At 68.0% G+C, this 19,679-nt stretch carries 17 protein-coding genes and 1 pseudogene; 7 read left to right on the forward strand and 11 right to left on the reverse strand.

Features of this window, described 5'->3' with window-relative positions; genetic code table 11:
* A pseudogene (gene vgrG1b, locus FFS27_RS11175) lies at window positions 1–1,229 on the reverse strand (type VI secretion system spike protein VgrG1b); the annotation flags it as partial.
* Window positions 1,230–1,482: 253 nt separating this feature from the next.
* Between vgrG1b and eagT6 the strand changes: the two are divergent.
* Genes eagT6 through FFS27_RS11195 form a run of 4 tightly spaced genes read left to right on the forward strand, consistent with a single transcriptional unit; the run spans window position 1,483 to window position 3,835 of the window.
* Window positions 1,483–1,917: a type VI secretion system effector EagT6 gene (gene eagT6 / locus FFS27_RS11180; RefSeq protein WP_021263788.1), complete on the forward strand. Its 435-nt coding sequence runs from the start codon at window positions 1,483–1,485 to the stop codon at window positions 1,915–1,917.
* A 15-nt stretch (window positions 1,918–1,932) separates the two neighbouring features.
* Window positions 1,933–3,315: a T6SS effector (p)ppApp synthetase Tas1 gene (gene tas1, locus FFS27_RS11185; protein ID WP_003083691.1), complete on the forward strand. Its 1,383-nt coding sequence runs from the start codon at window positions 1,933–1,935 to the stop codon at window positions 3,313–3,315.
* The gene (gene tis1 / locus FFS27_RS11190; protein ID WP_003083689.1) at window positions 3,305–3,538 is read left to right on the forward strand and encodes a T6SS immunity factor Tis1; all 234 of its coding nucleotides are present in this window, start codon (window positions 3,305–3,307) and stop codon (window positions 3,536–3,538) included. The genes tas1 and tis1 overlap by 11 nt, the downstream gene beginning before the upstream one ends.
* Before the next feature lie 12 nt (window positions 3,539–3,550).
* Window positions 3,551–3,835 carry an immunity protein Tsi6 family protein gene (locus tag FFS27_RS11195; RefSeq protein WP_003111794.1) on the forward strand — a complete coding sequence of 95 codons (285 nt, stop codon included), beginning with the start codon at window positions 3,551–3,553 and terminating at the stop codon, window positions 3,833–3,835.
* A 114-nt stretch (window positions 3,836–3,949) separates the two neighbouring features.
* On the opposite strand, the gene vgrG1a is transcribed toward FFS27_RS11195, so the two are convergent.
* The 10 genes from vgrG1a to tssA form a co-directional block, all read right to left on the reverse strand.
* Entirely contained in the window at window positions 3,950–5,881 is a 1,932-nt protein-coding gene (vgrG1a, locus tag FFS27_RS11200) for a type VI secretion system spike protein VgrG1a (protein WP_073937395.1), read from the reverse strand.
* A 46-nt stretch (window positions 5,882–5,927) separates the two neighbouring features.
* Window positions 5,928–8,636 (reverse strand): type VI secretion system ATPase TssH, encoded by a 2,709-nt coding sequence (gene tssH / locus FFS27_RS11205; protein ID WP_023092249.1) that lies wholly within the window; start codon window positions 8,634–8,636, stop codon window positions 5,928–5,930.
* The gene (gene tssG / locus FFS27_RS11210; RefSeq protein ID WP_003104969.1) at window positions 8,629–9,675 is read right to left on the reverse strand and encodes a type VI secretion system baseplate subunit TssG; all 1,047 of its coding nucleotides are present in this window, start codon (window positions 9,673–9,675) and stop codon (window positions 8,629–8,631) included. The genes tssH and tssG overlap by 8 nt, the downstream gene beginning before the upstream one ends.
* Complete coding sequence (gene tssF / locus FFS27_RS11215; protein WP_137952009.1) at window positions 9,639–11,498, reverse strand: type VI secretion system baseplate subunit TssF; 1,860 nt, start codon at window positions 11,496–11,498, stop codon at window positions 9,639–9,641. Before tssF ends, tssG begins: the two co-directional genes overlap by 37 nt.
* Window positions 11,495–12,004, reverse strand: coding sequence for a type VI secretion system baseplate subunit TssE (gene tssE / locus FFS27_RS11220; RefSeq protein WP_003111625.1), 510 nt, complete (start codon window positions 12,002–12,004; stop codon window positions 11,495–11,497). Before tssE ends, tssF begins: the two co-directional genes overlap by 4 nt.
* A gap of 1 nt (window position 12,005) precedes the next feature.
* The gene (gene tagJ, locus FFS27_RS11225; protein WP_073665600.1) at window positions 12,006–12,851 is read right to left on the reverse strand and encodes a type VI secretion system accessory protein TagJ; all 846 of its coding nucleotides are present in this window, start codon (window positions 12,849–12,851) and stop codon (window positions 12,006–12,008) included.
* Window positions 12,852–13,018: 167 nt separating this feature from the next.
* Window positions 13,019–13,507, reverse strand: a complete 489-nt coding sequence (hcp, locus tag FFS27_RS11230; RefSeq protein WP_003083670.1) for a type VI secretion system receptor/chaperone Hcp — start codon at window positions 13,505–13,507, stop codon at window positions 13,019–13,021.
* 75 nt (window positions 13,508–13,582) lie between these two features.
* A complete protein-coding gene (gene tssC, locus FFS27_RS11235; RefSeq protein ID WP_003104973.1) occupies window positions 13,583–15,079 on the reverse strand; it encodes a type VI secretion system contractile sheath large subunit in 1,497 nt (498 codons plus the stop codon).
* A gap of 12 nt (window positions 15,080–15,091) precedes the next feature.
* Window positions 15,092–15,610 carry a type VI secretion system contractile sheath small subunit gene (tssB, locus tag FFS27_RS11240; protein ID WP_003083666.1) on the reverse strand — a complete coding sequence of 173 codons (519 nt, stop codon included), beginning with the start codon at window positions 15,608–15,610 and terminating at the stop codon, window positions 15,092–15,094.
* An 88-nt stretch (window positions 15,611–15,698) separates the two neighbouring features.
* On the reverse strand, window positions 15,699–16,733 hold the full coding sequence (gene tssA / locus FFS27_RS11245) for a type VI secretion system protein TssA (protein ID WP_023100711.1): 1,035 nt from the start codon (window positions 16,731–16,733) through the stop codon (window positions 15,699–15,701).
* Between the two features lie 367 nt (window positions 16,734–17,100).
* On the opposite strand from tssA, the gene tagH reads away from it, so the two are divergent.
* The 3 genes from tagH to tssK all read left to right on the forward strand — a co-directional run.
* Complete coding sequence (gene tagH, locus FFS27_RS11250) at window positions 17,101–18,594, forward strand: type VI secretion system-associated FHA domain protein TagH (protein ID WP_137952010.1); 1,494 nt, start codon at window positions 17,101–17,103, stop codon at window positions 18,592–18,594.
* Window positions 18,595–18,638: 44 nt separating this feature from the next.
* The gene (gene tssJ / locus FFS27_RS11255) at window positions 18,639–19,103 is read left to right on the forward strand and encodes a type VI secretion system lipoprotein TssJ (RefSeq protein ID WP_003083660.1); all 465 of its coding nucleotides are present in this window, start codon (window positions 18,639–18,641) and stop codon (window positions 19,101–19,103) included.
* A gap of 15 nt (window positions 19,104–19,118) precedes the next feature.
* Window positions 19,119–19,679: type VI secretion system baseplate subunit TssK (gene tssK, locus FFS27_RS11260; protein WP_171019189.1), on the forward strand; the 561-nt coding region annotated here is incomplete at its 3' end.

Consider the following 19,679-nt stretch of genomic DNA (forward strand, 5'->3'; position numbering starts at 1 on the left):
CAGCAGGAGCTGTTCTCGTTGGACTGGTCGTGGCGGTCCCAGTGGAAATGCACCTTGACCCGGCCATACTGGTCGGTCCAGATCTCCTCGCCCTTGGGCCCGACCACCACCGCAGTCTGCGGGCCACGGACGATCGGCAGCGGAGTGGTCGGCAAGGGGCGGTAGGCCTGGCCGGCATCGATGCAGTCCAGCTCGCTTTCGAACTGCGCGCCCACCCCGCCGCCGCCGGTCTCGTAGAGTTCCTGGACCACCCGGTAATCGGCGCCGACCACCAGGTACTCGCGGTTCTGGTCCTCGCGCGGGTAGCCGCTGAGCTTGAACAGGTGGCCCGAACCCAGGCCGCGGGCGCGGCCGCGCAGGCGCACCCGTTCGTAGCGCGCCTGCAAGGCTTCGATACGGGTCCGCGCGTACTGCTCGCCGTCCTGGCTCTGTACGTATTCGCCAGGGTAGTCGTACAGCGGGTAGTCGGCCGCCGCGTGCGAGCGGGCGATGTTCGAACGCACCTCCAGGCGCGCGCCGGGACGCTGGAAGTCGTAGTCGTTGAGGCTCAGTGAGCCGGACTGCACCTCGCGCGCCATGTGCCAGTCGTAGAAATGGTCGCGCTCGCGCTGTTCCAGGATCGGCGGGTAGTAGGGCACGCTGGCGTAGTTCGGCGGGCTCTGGTGCGCGCCATAGGCGTCGGATAGAACCAGGATGTGCCGATTCCGCTCGTGGCGGAACCAGTAGTAGATGCCTTCCTGCTCCATCAGCCGGCTGACGAAGTCGAAACTGGTCTCGCGGTACTGCACGCAGTATTCCCACTCGCGGTAGGAGCGGCTCAGGGCGTCCTCGAAGTCGGAGAAGCCGAGGTCGCGGAACACCTGCTTGATGATGTCCGGGACCTTCTGGTTCTGGAAGATGCGGCAGTCGGAGGTGCGCGTCAGCAGCCACAGCCAGGGGCGCAGGGTGACCTGGTAGCTGGCGAACTGGCCGTTGCCGGATCCCTGGCTGCAAGCGGCGACGATGCCGTGGAAATGCCGCCGGCTGCCGTCGTGCAGTTCCAGCGCCAGGCTGGCCGGCTTGCCCAGCAGCCCGTCGAGTGGCAGGTCGGGGTTTTCCGAGATCAGTTCCAGCTCGTAGGCGAACGGCCGGCCGAGCTCTTCGCGACCCTCCATTCGCTGCAATTGCAGGACCTCCGCGCCGAGCGGACTGTCGACCCGGACCAGGCGGGTCTGTTGCGCAAGTGCCATGAAATCATCCTTGATCCACGTCCATCACTGGCGCCGTTGGAGCGGCACCACCCAAGCAGCATAGGCGCGGATGCGGTAGGAAGGGGAGATGCGTGACACAGATTCCGACGAGCGCCCCGACCGACGGTGAACAGGCAGAAGGCCATCACGAAAGGCCGCTTCGGGCCAGGAAAGCCTTGATTCGCGAGCAACATTCCGTAAAGCTTTTGTCCAGCAATGACTCACTCAGAATCCTAGGGAAGGGGTTAACACAGTGACGCTCTATCGCCTCCACGAAGCCGATCTCGAGATTCCCGATGCCTGGCAGGACCAGAGCATCAACATCTTCAAGCTCCCCGCCAGCGGCCCCGCCCGCGAAGCCAGTTTCGTCATCAGCCGCGACGCCAGCCAGGGCGACGCGCCGTTCGCCGACTATGTCGCCCGCCAACTGGAGAATGCCGAGAAGCAATTGCCCGGCTTCAAGCTGCACAAGCGCTGGGACATCAACATCCACGGCCACGCCGCCGTGCTCCTCGACTACCAGTGGCAGCGCGAGGGCCGCGACCTGATGCTGCGCCAGGTGTTCATCGAGCGCCGCCCGGCGGTGCTGATCACCACCCTGACCACCACCCCGGGTGACCTGCCGCACCACGAGCCGGCCTGGAAGCAGGCGATGCAGACCCTGGTCCCGCGCCCGACCCCTAGCTGATCCGAGTACCGACGCATGGATGCGCAAGCCGCCGCCCGACTGGGCGATGAGATAGCCCACGGTTTCGGTGTCGCCGCGATGGTCGCCGGAGCCGTGGCCGGAGCCCTGATCGGCGCCGCCGTGGTCGCCGCCACCGCCGCCACCGGCGGCCTGGCCGCGGTGATCCTGGCCGGTTCGATCGCCGCCGGCGGGCTGTCGATGTTCCAGATCGTCAAGGGCCTGACCACCATCTTCGAGCTACCCGAGCCGACCACCGGGGTGCTCATACGCGGCAGCTTCAACGTGTACGTGAACAGTCGCAACGCGATGCGCGCCGGCGACGACGTCTCCGCCACCTGCAGCGGCCTGCCGCTGAACCATCCGCTGTGGCCGTTCCCGGTGCTGATCGCCGAAGGCAGCGCCACCGTGTACATCAACGGCAAGCCGGCGGCGCGCCTGCAGAGCAAGATGGTCTGCGGCGCGCACATCAAGACCGGCAGCCAGAACACCTTCATCGGCGGCCCCACCGAGCGGGTGGCCTTCGTCCTCGATCTGGAGGAATGGCTGCACACCGGCCTCGAGGCGCTGGGCCTGGCGGCCCTTGCCGGCGGCCTGCTGCTGGCGGCGATGGCCGGGGTCGCGGCGCTGGTTGGAGTGGTCGCCATCGGCGGGCTGATGATGGGCGGCATGGCCCTGCTCGGCGACCTCGGCGACCGCCTCGGTCCCGGCTACCGCGACCTGTTCCAGGGCGTGGCCGGCATGGCGCTGCTGGGCTTCGGACCGAAGATGGCACGGCTCGGCAACGCACCCAAGGGCGCGCCGAAGACCCAGGTGCCGAAAGGCTTCGAGAAGGTCTATGGCAAGGCGCCGGCAGCCAAGGCCGAGATCGACGCGGTGGCCGACGGACTGGCGGCTAAGCACGGCGGCAGGGTCGCCAAGGCACCGATCAAGTCGCGCGAACGCGCCATGCAGAAGATCAACAACGACTACAAGGGCGATCCGACCAAGATCAAGGACCTGGCCCGCAACACCATCATCGTCGAAGGCGACAAGGTGAACACCGTTGCCGCCGAGCTGGCCAACCGCGGCGCCAAGGTCAAGGTGATCGACGGCAACGCCGACCCGCTCGGCTACAGCGGGGTGAACTCGACGATGAACACCAAGGCCGGGATACCCGGCGAGATCCAGGTCAACTCGCCGGAGATGATCTACGCCAAGGAGTCGGAGGACATGGCTCGCATCCTCCTCGGCAACGACACCTACGACGCGGTGGCGGCCAAGGCCGGCGTACCCGGAGGGCAGGGCCACAAGTACTATGAGGACTGGCGGGTACTGGATCCGAAGTCCCCGGAGGCCCAGGCCATCGCCGAGAAGAGCCGGGCGTACTACGACGCAGTGAGGAAAGGCAATGGCAATTGAAAAGGGCGAAGCGTTCGCCAGGCGCGATATCTACATCGACTACGACTTCGAAGACGTCACCTACCGCTGGGACCATCGGCAGGGCACGATCCACGTGCGCTTCTACGGCGAAGCCGAATCCCCCGAGCCGGTTGAGCACGACAACCGCCTGTTCAACGATGCGCTGCGTTTCGGCCGGGAAATCACCCGCGAGGAGTACGAGACGGGCTTTCCCAAGGGCTGAAGCGGCGCAGCCATGTCCCCCGTGAACTATGTCGAACGCGCCCTGGCGCTGGTCGCCGAGCGGCTGGCCCGGCATCCGCAATGCGGGATGCTGCTCTCCGTGGAAAAGCAGTTGCTGTACCTGAAAGCCGTGCTGCTCGACCGCAGCCTGGACCGTTCCGCGTTGCACCGGCTGAGCTTCGGCGGCATCGCCGGGAAAGAGTTCGAGGAGACCGACCCGGAACTCGCCAGGGCCCTCAAGGACGCATTCTACGTCGGCATACGCACTGGCCGCGGCCTGAAGGTCGATCTGCCCTGAGCGCAACACCATCGGTCTTGAGCGACCGCCGCTTCTGCCTGGCGAGGACATGTGCGAATCGTCAAGGCTCCCGCGGCGTCCTGCCCAAGGGCGGGCAGCCAGGATGCCGCCGCCTCAGCCCTTCGCCGGCGGCGGAAACATCGCCTGTACCTGGCCGTCGATGGTGCCCTGCACGCCGTTGCCCTTGGCGTCGACCTCGCTGGCGCCGCCGGAATTGAGGTCGAGGCGGCCGCCGGTGTCGATGTTGCCGTTGCCGCTGGCGTAGAGGTTGAAGGCGCTGCCGGAGATATTGATGGTGCCGTCGGCGTTGAACTCCACCACGCTCTTGCCGCAGACCAGGCGGATCTGCGCGCCGGCCTCGATCAGGTAGGTGCCGGTGACGCTGTCGCTCTTCGCCCCGCCCACCAACAGGGTGTCGTTGAGCTTCACCGCGCGGGTGCGGTTGTTGCCGATGCGCGCCAGCTCGTCGTGGCCGATGCTCTTGTTGCGGTCGTGGCCGACCGACAGCGAGGCATCGTTCTCGACCAGGTTGTCCTGGTTGCGCTCGGCGTGGATGTATAACTGCTCGGCGCCCTTCTTGTCCTCCATGCGGATCTCGTTGAAGTTGGCCGGCGTGCCGCCCTTGCTCGAACGGCTCTTCATCCCGCTCTGGGTGGCGTTCGCCGGCAGCTCGTAGGGCACCGTCTGCTCGGCGTTGTAGACCCGCCCGGTGATGATCGGCCGGTCCGGGTCGCCTTCGAGGAAGCTGACGATCACTTCCTGGCCGATCCGCGGGATCTGCATCGAACCCCAGTTCTTCCCGGCCCAGGCCTGGGACACGCGAATCCAGCAGGAGCTGTTCTCGTTCGACTGGTCGTGGCGATCCCAGTGGAAGTGCACCTTGACCCGGCCGTACTGGTCGGTCCAGATCTCCTCGCCCTTGGGTCCGACCACCACCGCGGTCTGCGGACCCCGCACCACCGGTACCGGAGTCTGCGGCAGGAGACGGAACGACTGGCTGGCGTCGATGCAGTCCAGCTCGCTCTCGAACTGCGAGCCGGCGCCGCCGCTGCCGGTTTCGTAGAGTTCCTGGACCACCCGGTATTCGGCGCCGACCACCAGGTACTCGCGGTTCTGGTCATCGCGCGGATAGCCGCTCAGGCGGAACAGGTGCCCGGCGCCGATCCCGCGCACCACGCCGCGCAGGCGCACGCGCTCGTGCTGCGCCTGGATCGCCTCGATGCGGTTGCGCGCGTACTGCTCGCCGTCCTGGCTCTGCACGTATTCGCCGGGATAGTCGTACAGCGGGTAGTCGGCCGCCGCGTGCGGCCGGGCGATGTTCGAACGCACCTCCAGGCGCGCGCCGGGGCGCTGGAAGTCGTAGTCGTTGAGGGTCAGCGAACCGGGCTGGACCTCGCGTGCCATCTGCCAGTCGAAGAAGTGGTCGCGCTCGCGATGGCCGAGGGTCGGCGGGTAGTACGGCACGCTGGCGTAGCCACCCGGGCTGCGATGCGCGCCGTAGGCGTCGGAGAGCACCAGGATGTGGCGCTTCTGCTCATGGCGGAACCAGTAGTAGATGCCCTCCTGTTCCATCAGCCGGCTGATGAAGTCGAAGCTGGTCTCGCGGTACTGCACGCAGTATTCCCACTCGCGGTAGGGGCGCGTGAGGGCATCCTCGAAATCGGAAAAGCCGAGGTCGCGGAACACCTGCTTGATGATCTCCGGCACGCTCTGGTTCTGGAAGATGCGGCAGTCCGAGGTGCGCGTCAGCAGCCACGGCCAGGGCCGCAGGGTGGCCTGGTAGCCGGCGAACTGGCCGTGCCCGGCCACCTGGCTACAGCGCGCGACGATGCCGTGAAAGAAGCGCCGGCTGCCGCCGGGCAGCTCCAGCGACAGGCTCATCGGCTTGCCGAGCAACTGCTCCAGCGGCAGGTTGGGGTTTTCCGAGACCAGGTGCAGCTCGTAGGCGAACAGCCGTCCCAGTTCCTCGCGTCCCTCCATGCGCTGCAACAGCAGCACGTCCGGCCCCAGCGGGCAATCCACCTGGACCAGGCGGGTCAGTTGCATCAATCCCATCGACGGTTCCTTCTACTGCTCTGCGTGTCGCCGGTTGTCACTCGGCCTCGGCGAAGTCGTAGTGGAACTGGTTGTCGCGGCTACTGATACGTACCCCGGCCAACGGCTTGCCTTCGAGCATGCGGGTGAGGAACTCGCGGCTCATGTCCGGCAACAGCGTGTTGGTGAGGATCGCGTCGATCATCCGGCCGCCGCTCTCGGTCTCGGTGCAGCGCGAGACGATCAGCTCGACGACGCCCTCGTCGAACTCGAACGGCACCTTGTGGGTCGCCTCCACGCGCTTCTTGATCCGCCCCAGTTGCAGGCGCGAAATGGCCTTGAGCATGTCGTCGCTGAGCGGGTAGTAGGGGATGGTCACCAGGCGGCCGAGCAGCGCCGGCGGGAAGATCTTCAGCAGCGGTTCGCGCAGCGACTTGGCGATGGCTTCCGGCTCGGGCATCAGTTCCGGATCGGCGCAGAGGCTGGCGATCATCTCGGTGCCGGCGTTGGTGGTGAGCAGGATCAGGGTGTTCTTGAAGTCGATCACCCGGCCTTCGCCGTCCTCCATCACGCCCTTGTCGAAGACCTGGAAGAAGATCTCGTGGACATCCGGGTGGGCCTTCTCCACTTCATCCAGCAGCACCACGCTGTAGGGCTTGCGACGCACCGCCTCGGTCAGCACGCCACCCTCGCCGTAGCCGATGTAGCCGGGCGGGGCGCCCTTGAGGGTGGAGACGGTGTGGGCTTCCTGGAACTCGCTCATGTTGATGGTGATGACATTCTGCTCGCCGCCGTACATGGCCTCGGCCAAGGCCAGCGCGGTCTCGGTCTTGCCCACCCCGGAGGTGCCGGCGAGCATGAACACGCCGATCGGCTTGCTCGGGTTGTCGAGGCCGGCGCGGGAAGTCTGGATGCGCTTGGCGATCATCTCCAGCGCGTGGTCCTGGCCGATGATGCGCTTCTTCAGGTGCCGGTCGAGGTTGAGCACGGTCTCGATCTCGTTGCGCGCCATGCGGCCGACCGGGATGCCGGTCCAGTCGGCGACCACCGAGGCCACCGCCTGGTAGTCCACGGTCGGCAGGATCAGCGGCTCTTCGCCCTGCAACGCGCTCAGTTGCGCCTGCAGCTCCGCCAGCCGCGCATGCAGCGCCTGGCGCTGTTCCTCGTCGAGACGCGCCTCGCCTTCGCCCAGCGGCACGCCGCCGGCGTCCACCGCTTCGGCGGCGGCACGCAGACGGGCGCGGGTCTCCAGCAGTTCGTCGACCAGGCGTTTTTCCTCGGCCCAGCGCTGCTCCAGGGCGGCCAGGCGCTCGCGCTCCTCGGCCAGCAGGGTCTCGGCGTTGCGCTGGCGTTCGGCGGTGGCGACGCCGATGGCGCTCTCGCGGCGGATGATCGCCAGCTCGGTTTCCAGCGCCTCGATGCGCCGGCGGCTATCGTCGACCTCGGCCGGCACCGCGTGCAGGCTGATGGCGGTGCGCGCGCAGGCGGTATCCAGCAGGCTCACCGACTTGTCCGGCAGCTGGCGCGCCGGGATGTAGCGGTGCGACAGCCGGACCGCCGCCTCCAGCGCCTCGTCGAGGATCTGCACCTTGTGGTGCTTCTCCATGGTCGACGCGACACCGCGCATCATCAGGATGGCCTTGTGCTCGGACGGCTCGTCCACCTGCACCACCTGGAAACGCCGGGTCAGCGCCGGGTCCTTCTCGATGTGCTTCTTGTACTCGGCCCAGGTGGTCGCCGCCACGGTGCGCAGGGTGCCGCGCGCCAGGGCCGGCTTGAGCAGGTTGGCGGCGTCGCCGGTTCCGGCCGCGCCACCGGCGCCGACCAGGGTGTGGGCTTCGTCGATGAACAGGATGATCGGCTTCTCGGAACTCTGCACGTCTTCGATCACCTGGCGCAGGCGCTGCTCGAACTCGCCCTTCATGCTCGCCCCGGCCTGCAGCAGGCCGACGTCGAGGGCGCGCAGTTCGACGTCCTTCAGCGCCGGCGGGACGTCGCCGGCGACGATGCGCAGGGCGAAGCCTTCCACCACCGCGGTCTTGCCGACGCCGGCCTCGCCGGTGAGGATCGGGTTGTTCTGCCGGCGGCGCATGAGGATGTCCACCAACTGGCGGATCTCCTCGTCACGCCCGACGATGGGGTCGAGCTTGCCGCTGCGGGCCTGCTCGGTGAGGTCCACGGTAAAGCGCTTGAGCGCCTCCTGCTTGCCCATCGCGCTCGGCGCCAGGGCGCCGCTGGCCTCGCCCGGGGCGGCGCCGGCGTTGAAGCCGTCGCTGGCCGACAGGCCGTTCTCCGGCGAGGCGCCGACGTACTCGTCGAAGCGCTCGGTGAGCGCCTCGACCTTGAGCTTGGCGAATTCCGCCGACAGCCCGGTGAGGGCATGGCGCAGGCTCGGCGTCTTGAGGAGGCCGATCACCAGGTAGCCGGTGCGCACCTGGCTCTCGCCGAACATCAGGCTGCCGTAGACCCAGCCGCGCTCCACCGCTTCCTCGACATGGGAGGACAGGTCGGTGATCGAGGTCGAGCCGCGCGGCAGGCGGTCGAGGGCCTCGGTCAGGTCCTTGGCCAGGCGCGCCGGGTCGATCCCGGACTGGCGGACGATCTGGTGCAGGTCCGAGTCCGGCAACTGGAGGATCTGGTGGAACCAGTGCACCAGCTCGACATAGGGATTGCCGCGCAGCTTGCAGAATACCGTGGCGGCCTCGATGGCCTTGTAGGCCAGGCTGTTCAGCTTGCCGAACAGCGCAACGCGACTGATCTCACTCATGTTCCTTCTCCTTGTGCTCGTGCGGCCGCGCAGTGGCGTACTGGCGGGCCAGCAGTAGATCCCTGGCGTCCTGGCCGGGATCGCCCAGCCAGGTGTTGAAACCGAGCCGCCCGCCGCCCTGCAGGCCCAGCGGGGGTACTTCGTGGCGTTGCAGGACCAGGTTGACGTCCCAGTCCAGCTCCTCGCCCAGGTATTCGGCGACCCAGGCGGCCAGCTCGACGAAGTGGTCGCCGTCGGGCAGGAAGCGCTGGTATTGATCGAGGTCCAGCGGCCCCAGGCGCAGGCGGAACTTGTGCTGGCGGTCCCAGACGTGGGTGCCCAGGCAGACGTCCATGCCCAGGCTCGTCGAGTCGACGCCGAGGCGGCTGCGCTCGGGCAACTCCAGCCACTGGCCGACGTATTCCTCGACCGCCACCGGGACCTCGAAATACTCCGCGAGGATTACCCGCAGGCCGTCCGGGTAGCGGGTCTGCGCGGCGAGGTGGCCGGTGTAGTAGTAGCGTGCGGTATCCGCCAGCGGCTCGCGCCCCCGCAGGCTCGGCATGCCGCGCCCGGAGAGCGCGGCGAGACGCGCCGACCAGTAGTCGTCGTCGATCCGGTCGTGGCTGATCTCCGGCCGCGCCTCGGCCCAGGCCCGGTAGAACAGGGTCAGCAGGCGGTGGTGGAAGACGTCCATGAAGCGCTTGAAGGTCGCGTCGTTGACGTTGCGCTGGCGTTCTCGGGCGTATTCGGTGAGGTGCAGCGGCAGCGGCCCGTTGGGGCCGGTGAGGCCGAAGAAGAACTGGTCCAGGCGCGGCACCGCAGCGGTGCCGGCCTGGCTCACCGAGGCCAGGGTCGAGGGCGCGAAGGTGCAGTCGGGCTTCTGCCCGAGACGCAGCGGGTCGTCCGCCAGCCGCACCGAATGACCGAGGCGCGGCAGTTGCGGCGACTCGCACTCGATGCGCCGCAGCGCCTGGAAGAAGTCGTAATCCCAGGGCGCCGCCGCCATCCCGGCGAGCAGGTTCAGAGGTTCGGACGGCTGCCCGGCTTCGCCTGCCATCTCATCACCTCGCCCCGTTCGCCGGTGCGCAGCACCGTCTCGGTAAAGCTGTTGATCGACACGTAGCGTGCCAGGAAGCGCTCGAACACGGCGCCGAGGAGGAACACCCCGGTGCCGCGGAACGCGTTCTCGTCGAAGTCCAGGGTGATCTCCAGGCCACGGCCGAAGACGATCGGCCCGGGCATCGGCAGGCGCCGCGTGCAAGGCTTGCTGCTGACCTCGCGCAGGCCCTCGATCTGCAGTTGCAGCGCCGGATCGCCGCTGTCGCCGTAGAGCCGCAGCAGCTCGCGCAGGGCGGCGGCGCCCTGGCCGCGCTCGGCCAGCGACAGGTAGTTCAGCGATAGTTGGCTGATCAGCCGCCAGGCGCTGGCATCGTGGGCACGGCTGGCGCGCGGCCGGCTCGGTCCGGCGAGGCAGCGCACCTGCATGACCGGGGCGCTGTCCTCCAGGGTGAAGTCGCTCTTGTGCGCGCCGATCGGCATGAACAGCGGCAGGTCGCGGTTGGTGCACAGCGCGGCGATGCCGAGCTGGCGCAGGTCGTGGCGATAGGGCGCCTGGTTGGCGTCGACCAGGGCGACGAAGGTCTCGCTGCCGACGTAGGTCGAGCGCGGGCCCTTGCGCCGCTGCTTGCTGGACAGCACGCGCGGTTCGCGGCGCACGCTGAAGTAGGCCTGCTCGCGGCCGTAGCGCGCCGGGTCGCGCACCGCGTAGAACGGTTGGAAGGGTTGCTCCGGACCGCTGCCGTGGCCGCTCACCTGTTGCAGCGAATGCACCTCGAAATCCAGCGGACGGGTGCGGTCGACGATCACATGATGCTCGTTGACCCGGTCGGACAGGTGGATGCGGTCGCAGCGGCGCGGGAACAGGTTGATCGCCGGGGTGCAGAACGGCACCAGTTGCTCCGCGTCCACCGTGCCCTCCAGGCGCTGGTCGTGCTTGCCGAACAGCACGACCAGTTCCAGCTCCTCGCCGTGGCATCGACGCAGGGCGCGGTTCAGGCCGGAGAACTCGACGAACAGGAAGCGCGCCGGCAGGGCGAAGTATTCCTGCAGCAGGCGGTAGCCCTGGAACGCCCGCGGCACCACCGGCAGCAGCGCGTCCTCGTCGTCGAAGCCACGCGCGCGCAGGCTGCTCGTCGGCAGGCGTTCGACCCAGGCGTTGTCCGGGGCGCGGACGAACGCCGCGCAGGCGTTGCCGAGCAATTGTTCGTAGAGGCGGTAGGGTTGTTCGTCGGCACCGTGCAGGTAGAGCGGCAGGGCGTCCAGCGACAGGCTGTCGAACGGGATGCCGGCACCGCTGCGCAGGCGGATGCGCAGGCCGGCCTTGGCCCGCGGCTCGCTGGCGGCGAGGCGGCCGAGCACCGCGGCGGGATTGCCGAAGTAGTCGGCCTGGGCCACTTCCAGCGGCCACAGGGTCACCGGGTGGGCGGTGCGGTATTCGCAGGCGGTCTGGTCGTCGGGGCCGAGCTGGCCGCGCAGGGAGGCCCCGCGCTCGACGCTGAAGCCGCTGCTCAGGGCGCCTTCGTTGGGGTCCGGGCGCAGCTGCACCACGGTCATCGACGGAGTCGGCGCCAGGTAGTGCGGGTAGGCGATTTCCAGCAGGTTGTGGGTGAAGGTCGGGTACTCCGCGTCGAGCTTCAGCTGGACCCGCGCGGTGAGATAGGCGAAGCCTTCCAGCAGGCGCTCGACGTAGGGGTCGGCGCACTCGAAGCCGGACAGCGACAGGCGCCCGGCGATCTTCGGGAACTCCTCGGCGAACTCCGCGGCGCTTTCGCGGATGTGTTGCAATTCCTGGTTGTAGTACTCGAGCAGGCGCGGGTTCATGTACGCCTCCGCTCGCCCTGGGCGACGCGCACGTGACCGGTCTCCAGGTCCAGGTTGGTGGTCAGCAGCAGGCGCAGCGGCGCCGGTTCGGCCCAGAGATCGCCCTCGATCTCGAAGCTCAGGGCGTTGTGGTCCATCTCGCCGGGCAGCAGTTGCGCGCGCACCCGCAACGAAGAACGGATGATGCGCGGCTCGAAGGTGGCGATGGTCTCGGTGAGCAGCGCCTCGATGGCATGCACGTCGACGCTCGACGCGGTGTGCCCGGCCAGCGCCGGCAGCCCGTAGTTGAGCACCGAGTTGCCGGCCGGCATCCGTGCGGCGGGGCCGTGGTCGAACAGCGAAGTGGTGTTGAACAGCCACGCCAGGTCGCGCAGCACCGAGGCCTTCAGCTGGCTCAGGGTCAGCACCCGGCGCTCCGCGGCTTCCTTGAGGTTGCCCGGCTCGTCGTCGGTGAGGCGGTCGAGCAGCGACGGCTGCAGGCGCTCCTGGAGGGTCAGTTCGGCCATGTCAGGCGTCCGTCGGCTCGAAGTCCAGCTCACGCAGGTCGAACAGCGCGGTCTCGCCGGCATCGGTGACGAACAGCCGCTGGCCGACCGGCAGGCCGCTGTCCAGCCATTCGGTCTTGCGCCCCAGGCGCGCGGCGTCGTCGCCGTGCTCGACGGTGTCCGCGTAGCGCGCCGGCAGCAGCGCGACGGTGGCGCCGCCGTTGGCCAGGGTCAGTTCGGCCGGCAGCCAGACCAGGTCGCGCAGGTCGCTCGGCGCCTCGACCTTGAGGCTGCGCAGGTTGCTCATCGGCAACCAGGCATAGCGACCGTTGACGATTACCTCGAGCACCGGACCGAGGCGCGTGTCGGCATCCGCCAGCCAGGCGAACGGCGCCTCGCCGATCCGCCCGGGCACCGCCGGCGCGGCGTCGAAGGCCTGCTCGCGCAGGGCCTGGGCGGCCTCGCCGTGGCCTTCGGCATCCAGGCTCAGGGCCTGCAACAGCGGCGCGATCCATTCCGCCGGCTGGCCGAGGATCACCGGCGTCAGGCGCCCGGCGAACACCTCGCGGCGCAGCGCCTCGCAGTCGATGGCGGTGGAGTAGGTCTGTACCATCGGCAGCGCCGAGGCATCCAGTTCGCCGACCACCTTGAGCTGGTTCTGCGCCCGCGCCCACTGGCCCATCACGGCCAGCAGCTGGAACAGGAAGATCCGCAGGGTGGCGTTCGACGGCTGGCTGCGCACCTGTTCCTGCAAGGCTTTCAAGGCATCGTCCAGGCGCCCGGCGCGCAACAGTTCTTCGGCGATCATCGCGATACTTCCCTGTAGCCGGGAGCCCAGGCGCCCGGATGCGAATGAAGGGTCGGCCATGGCGCCCGGCGGACGCGACGGACGACCCGGTGGAATTCAGTACCTCCGGCAGGAGGTCGGGCGGACGAGGTCCGCGGCGCGCCGCGCGCGCCTTCGGCACCCGGCATGGCGGGCGCTCGCACCGGCCACGGCATGGCCTGGCCACGCCATGACCGGCAGCCGGCTCATCAGGCCTGCACGTTCTGGCGGATGTTCCAGCCGTACTTGACAGGACCGCCGTCCTTCGCGCCATCCGCCTTCTGCGGCTGGTAGTCGACCTGGACCTGGGCGAAGTTCAGGGTCACGTTCTCGGTCAGGCGATCCTCGCCACCGCTGCCGCCGGTGCTCACCGAGGACACCAGGACTTCCTTCAGGGTGATGATCAGGTACTCGACCTGGTTCTCGCCGCCGGCCTTGCGGATGGTCAGCTTCGCCTGCGGATAGTGCTTGCCGCTGGAGCAGGCCATCATCAGGTTGGGCGTGGACTTGTCGATGTACTTGGTGAACGACAGGTCCTGCACGTTGACCTTGCCGGCGCCGCCGCCACCGCCCATGTGCATCGACCCGGACTGGGACATGCCCCAGCTCCATGCCAGCACGTCGATTTCCTCGGCGTGAGTCTTGTCCTTGGACTCACCCTTGACGTCGCCGATCTTGATGAACATATCAACAGCCATCTTTCCTCCCGTGTGGCTCGCGCCACTACGCTATGCAAGCGCCCGCCACCATGGCAGGCGCTGTCGTTGAATGCCTCAGGCCTCTTTGGCCGAAGGCAGCTTGGATACCAGGCGTAGCGATACCGTCAGTCCCTCGAGCTGGTAGTGCGGGCGAAGGAAGAACTTCGAGTTGTAGTAACCCGGGTTGCCTTCGACTTCCTCCACCACCACTTCGGCCGCCGCCAGCGGGTGCTGGGCCTTGGTGGTCTCGGTGGAGTGGGCCGGGTCGCCGTCGACGTAGTTGAGGATCCAGTCCTGCAGCCAGCGCTGCATCTCGTCCTTCTCCTTGAAGGAACCGATCTTGTCGCGAACGATGCACTTCAGGTAATGGGCGAAGCGGCAGGTGGCGAACAGGTAGGGCAGGCGCGCCGCCAGGTTGGCGTTGGCGGTGGCGTCCGGATCGTCGTACTCGGCGGGTTTCTGCAGCGACTGCGCGCCGATGAAGGCGGCGAAGTCGGTGTTCTTCTTGTGCAGCAGCGGCATGAAGCCGTTCTTCGCCAGCTCCGCCTCGCGGCGGTCGGAAATGGCGATCTCGGTCGGGCACTTCATGTCCACGCCGCCGTCGTCGGTGGGGAAGGTGTGCGCCGGCAGGCCCTGCACCTCGCCGCCGGACTCGACGCCGCGGATCCGCGAGCACCAGCCGTAGAGCTTGAAGGAGCGGTTGATGTTGACCGCCATCGCGTAGGCCGAGTTGGCCCAGGCGTACTTGCTGCTGTCGGCGCCGTCGGTTTCTTCCTCGAAGGCGAACTCTTCCACCGGATCGGTCTTCGCCCCGTAGGGCAGGCGCGCCAGGAAGCGCGGCATGGTCAGGCCGATGTAGCGGGAGTCCTCGGACTCGCGCAGCGAACGCCAACCGGCGTATTCCGGGGTGGTGAATATCTTGGTCAGGTCGCGCGGGTTGGACAGTTCCTGCCAGGAACCCATGCCCATCACCGTCGGCGAGGCGGCGGAGATGAACGGCGCATGCATGGCGGCGGAGATCTTCGCCATCTCGCCGAGCAGCTCGACGTCCGGCGGCGACTGGTCGAAGTAGTAGTCGCCGACCAGGCAGCCATAGGGCTCGCCGCCGAACTGGCCGTATTCCTCTTCGTAGAGCTTCTTGAAGATCGGGCTCTGGTCCCAGGTGGTGCCCTTGAATTTCTTCAGGGTCTTGTGCAGCTCCGGCTTGGAGATGTTCAGCACGCGGATCTTCAGTTGCTCGTCGGTCTCGGTGTTGTTGACCAGGTAGTGCAGGCCGCGCCAGGCGCTTTCCAGTTGCTGGAAGTCGGCGTGGTGCATGATCAGGTTGACCTGCGCGGTGAGCTTGGCGTCGATCGCCGCGATGATCGACTCGATCGACTTGATCGCGTCGTTGGAGATCAGGCTGGTCTGCTCCAGGGCATGCTCGGCGAGGGTCCGCACGGCGGTCTCCACCGCTTCGCGGGCGCGCTCGGTCTTGGGCTTGAACTCCTGCAACAGCAGGCTGGCGAACTCACTGGTCTGCTCGGTGGTGGTCTGGCCCTGGGCCAGGTTCTCGGTGCTCAATTCGGCCATGCTGGAATCCTCTTACGCCTGCGGCTCGTCGTCTTTGGGCTTCGGCGCGCTGGCCAGGGCCTGAAGCAGGGCCGGGTCCTTGATCGCCTTCATGATCATTTCCTCGGCGCCGGTCTTGCCGTCCATGTAGGTCAGCAGGTTGGCCAGCTGGGTACGCGCCTCGAGCAGCTTGTTCAGCGAATCGACCTTGCGCGCCACCGCGGCGGGGCTGAAGTCGTCCATGCTCTCGAAGGTGATGTCCAGGCTCAGGTTGCCTTCGCCGGTCAGCACGTTCGGTACGTTGAAGGCCACCCGCGGCTTCATCGCCTTCAGCCGGGCATCGAAGTTGTCCACGTCGATCTCCAGGAACTTGCGGTCGGCGACCGCCGCCTGGGGTTCGGCGGGCTTGCCGGCGAGGTCGGCCATGACGCCCATGACGAAGGGCAACTGGACCTTCTTCTCGGCACCGTACAGCTCCACGTCGTACTCGATCTGCACGCGTGGCGCCCGGTTCCTGGCGATGAACTTCTGACTGCTGGTAGTGCTTCCCATCTTGTTTCTCCCTCGCGCGACGGCGGTTGTTAGCGCCGTCGGAATCGCCCCGGCGGCTTGCAGCGTTGGCCCGGACGGCCGCTAGGCGTTACTCGCTTTCCGGGCCTCGCAGGGTTTCGAACTGGGAAATCCCATCGGGGATGAGATTCCTCACGATTTCAGCGAAGTCGGCCGTCACCAGTGTCTTGGCGCGCTTGAGCAGCACCGGCACCGGACTCGACGGCTCGTGGCGAACGTAATACTCGAGCAGGCGATCGAGCTGGCGCAGGACGTCTTCGCGGTTGGCGATCTCGCCGCTGGCACGCGGTGCCGGCGCGGCGACGGCTGCGACAGGCGCGGCGCCCCCCTGCTCGCCGGTGGCCGCTTCGGCGCCCGGCGCCAAGGGCTCGCCGGCGCCCTGCGGGCCGTACAGGTCGAACACCTGGAGGGCCTGGCGCAGCAGTTGACGAAGGGGACCGAGGTCGAGGCCCTGGGCCGAGCCGACCCGTTCGGCGACGCCGCTCTCGATGGCCAGGGCATGTTCCTGGGCGCCATCCAGGGCGCGCCGGGTGGCGGCCAGCGCATCGGCGTCGGCATCGGCGAAGGCGCCGGCGATCTGCTCGGGACTCAGGGTCTCGCTGGCGAAGCGTTGCAGCCCGGCGGCGTTCAGCGCGGCGCGCAGGTTGACCGGGCCGAACGCCCGCGAGCGCACCAGCGGGATCGCCCAGACCAGTTGCAGCAGCGGTTCGGCGACCAGGCCGGTGAGGGCGTTGATACGGAAGGTGGGGTCGTTGTCGTCATCGGCGTCGAGCAGCGGATAGACGCCGTCCCAGTACTGGCCGAGCAGCTCGCGGACCAGCAGCAGGCCGTCGGCGAGCCCGTCCAGGCCGTCGAGGGCGACGTTGCTCTGCAGCAGCAGGTTGGCTACCCGCAGGTCCTTGCTACGGCCGAACAGCTCGCTGGCCAGCGCGCGTACGCGCGGCCACTCCGGCGGTTCGGCGGGCAGCACGGCATCGCCCATCTGGCGCTCGGGTTGGCCCTGGGCGATGCGTTCGAGTTCGAGGAACGCGGCGTCGTACTCCAGATCGTCGCCACAGGGCGAGTCCGGGGATACGGCGGCCAGCAAAACGGGTACATCCAGCACGGTGACGATCTCCCTATCATCGGAGCCGCTGCGCGGCCCTCACCTTCGCTTGTAAGATCCACTCCGTCGGATCTTGTAGGAGCCATTGATGAATATCGGATGACTCGAAAGGTTGGCAAAATTCTTGTGGCATGCCGCAAGGCTTGTCAAGGAAGGCACAACGCCACTAGTTGCATGACACCGCAGATCGGACAAATCTTTAAAAGACGTAGGATTAGTCTTTTATAATCCGGTACCACCCGATGTGTCTTCCCGAGGCGACGAAACGCCGGAAAGCCGTCGGGCCAGCCTGGATGCGAACCGAAATCCCTCGGGCACGGGGGTGAGCGCCTGGAAGAGCCGGGCGCTGGCAATGCAAGGAGTAGCAATGCCGCTGCGATTGACCATCACCAGCTACCACAAGCTGACCCCCGGTCAGTGTTCGGAAAAGGTACTGGACCAGGGACAGCTGACCATCGGTCGGGGCCCGGACAACGACTGGGTCCTGCCGGACCCGGAGCGCCTGGTCTCCAGCCGCCACTGCACCATCCTCAATCGCGACGGGGTGTACTACCTCACCGACACCAGCACCAACGGCGTGCTGCTGGTCAATGCCGGGCACCGCCTGCGCCGCGGCAACAGCGAGCCGCTGCAGGACGGCGAGACCGTCCGCCTCGGCGAATACGACATCCTCGTCCAGCTCGGCCACGACATCGCCCTGCCCGGCAGCGGCAATCCGCAGACCGATCCGTTCACCAGCTTCGACGCCCTGATGAGCCGGCAGGCCGCCGGATCGGCGCCTGCCTTCGCCGAACCGGCGCCCACCCCGCACCCCGCGGTGACGGCGCATTTCCAGGGCGGCTCGCCGCTGGACACCAAGCCCGACCTGTTCGACTTCCTCACCCCGCCGCCGCCCGGCGCGGCGCCGCGTCCGGACCATGTACCGGCCGAACAGCACGACTTCCGCCCGCCGGAACCGGTGATCCCGCCGCCCCCCGCGACCACTCCGGCGCCACCGCCCGCTGGCGGCGCACCGCTGATTCCGGCCGACTGGGACCCGTTCGCCGAACTGCTCGGCAACACGCCCGCGCCAAGCGCCACGCCCGTCGCCCAGCCGCAGCCAGCGGCCGAACCGACGCCGCTGGCGATGCCCTTCGCCGACCCAGGGATCACCCAACAGCCACAGCCACAGCCACAGCCACAGCCACAGCCACAGCCACAGCCACAGCCACAGCCACAGCCAGCCAGCGTGGCGGCGCCGACGCCACCGGCAAGCGCCACCGCGACGGCCGGCGGCGACCTGCTGCAGGCGTTCCTGCGCGGCGCCGGCATGACCCAGTTGAAGGTCGACCCGGCCGGCGCCGAAGCGCAGATGGAAGCCATCGGCCGCAGCTATCGCGGCCTGGTGGAAGGACTGGTGGACGTGCTGCGCGCGCGGGCCAGCCTGAAGGGCGAGTTCCGCATGGCGCAGACCATGATCCAGCCGGTGCAGAACAACCCGCTGAAGTTCGCGCCGAACGTCGACGAAGCCATGCTGCTCCTGCTGCGCCGCGACAACCAGGCGTTCATGGCTCCGGATCGCGCGGTGGCCGACAGCTTCGAAGACCTCAAGGCGCACCAGCTGGCGGTGATGGCCGGCGTGCAGGCCGCCATCCGCCACCTGCTGGCGCGCTTCGAACCGGCCGTGCTGGAAGCCCGCTTCGGCAAGCCGGCCGGGCTTTCCGGCCTGCTGCCGGGAGCCCGCCAGGCACAGAACTGGGACAGTTTCACCGAGCTGTACGCGAAGATCCTGCGCGAGGCGGAGGACGACTTCCAGGAGCTTTTCGGCCGCGAATTCAGCCGCGCCTATGAGGAACACAGCGCTCGACTACGGCGTTCCTGACGCCAACGAACACCAGGAGAAACAACGTCAATGAGGACGACACCATGCAGAAACTGATCGTCGCGCTGTTCGGGCTGCTGCTCGCCGCCTGTTCGTCCAGCCCGCCGGAAACCCCGCCGACCCGGGTGGTGATCTGGCTCCACGCCGCACCGAACCTCAACCCGTCCGCCGCCGGCCAGGCGGCGCCGCTGCGCCTGCGGCTGTACGAGCTGAAGAAAGACACCGCGTTCGGCCGCGCCGACTACTTCGCCCTCACCGACAACGCCCAGTCGACCCTCGGCGGCGACCTGGTGGAGCAGGACGAGTTCCTCCTGCGTCCGGGCGAGGAACGGCGCATCGAACGCACGCTCGACGAGCAGACCCGCCAGCTCGGCTTCGTCGCCGCCTACCGCGACCTCGACCGCGCCACCTGGCGCCAGGTCCTCGACGTGCCGGGGCAACGCACCAGCCATCTCGACATCACGCTCGGCGCGCAGGCCATCGGCATCGTCGCGCGTCCCGCGCCCTGAACCTTCGGAGTCCCTATGTCCTGGAATAACCGCGTGGTGTGGTCCGAAGGCATGTTCCTGCGGCCACAGCATTTCCAGCAGCACGACCGCTACCTGGAAACCCTGGTGGATGGCCGCTGCCGCTCGCTCCTGGCGGGCGGCTGGGGCTTTTCCGAGCTGAAGCTGGACGATGCCCTGCTGACCCAGGGCAAGCTGGCCATCGTCAGCGCCCGCGGCGTGCTGCCGGATGGTACGCCGTTCAACATCCCCGCCGACGATCCGGCGCCGGCGCCGCTGAATGTCGAGGAAAGCCTGCGCGATGGCATCGTCTACCTCGGCCTGCCGCTGAAGCGCGTCGGCACCCGCGACACGGTGGAGGAGGGCGAGGCCCTCGGCGGCGCCCGCTACGTCAGCCAGGTGCAGGAAGTGCGCGACGACAATGCCGCCTTCGAGAGCCGCGCCCCGGTGGCCCTGGGCAGCCAGGCGTTCCGCCTGCTGACCGAGCGCGACGGCCTCGGCGAATACGCCGCGGTGGGCGTCGCGCGGGTCCGCGAGAAGCGCGCGGACCAGGCCCTGAGCCTGGACGAGGACTACCTG

Source organism: Pseudomonas sp. 2VD (assembly GCF_005503585.1).
GTDB classification, from domain to species: domain Bacteria; phylum Pseudomonadota; class Gammaproteobacteria; order Pseudomonadales; family Pseudomonadaceae; genus Pseudomonas; species Pseudomonas aeruginosa.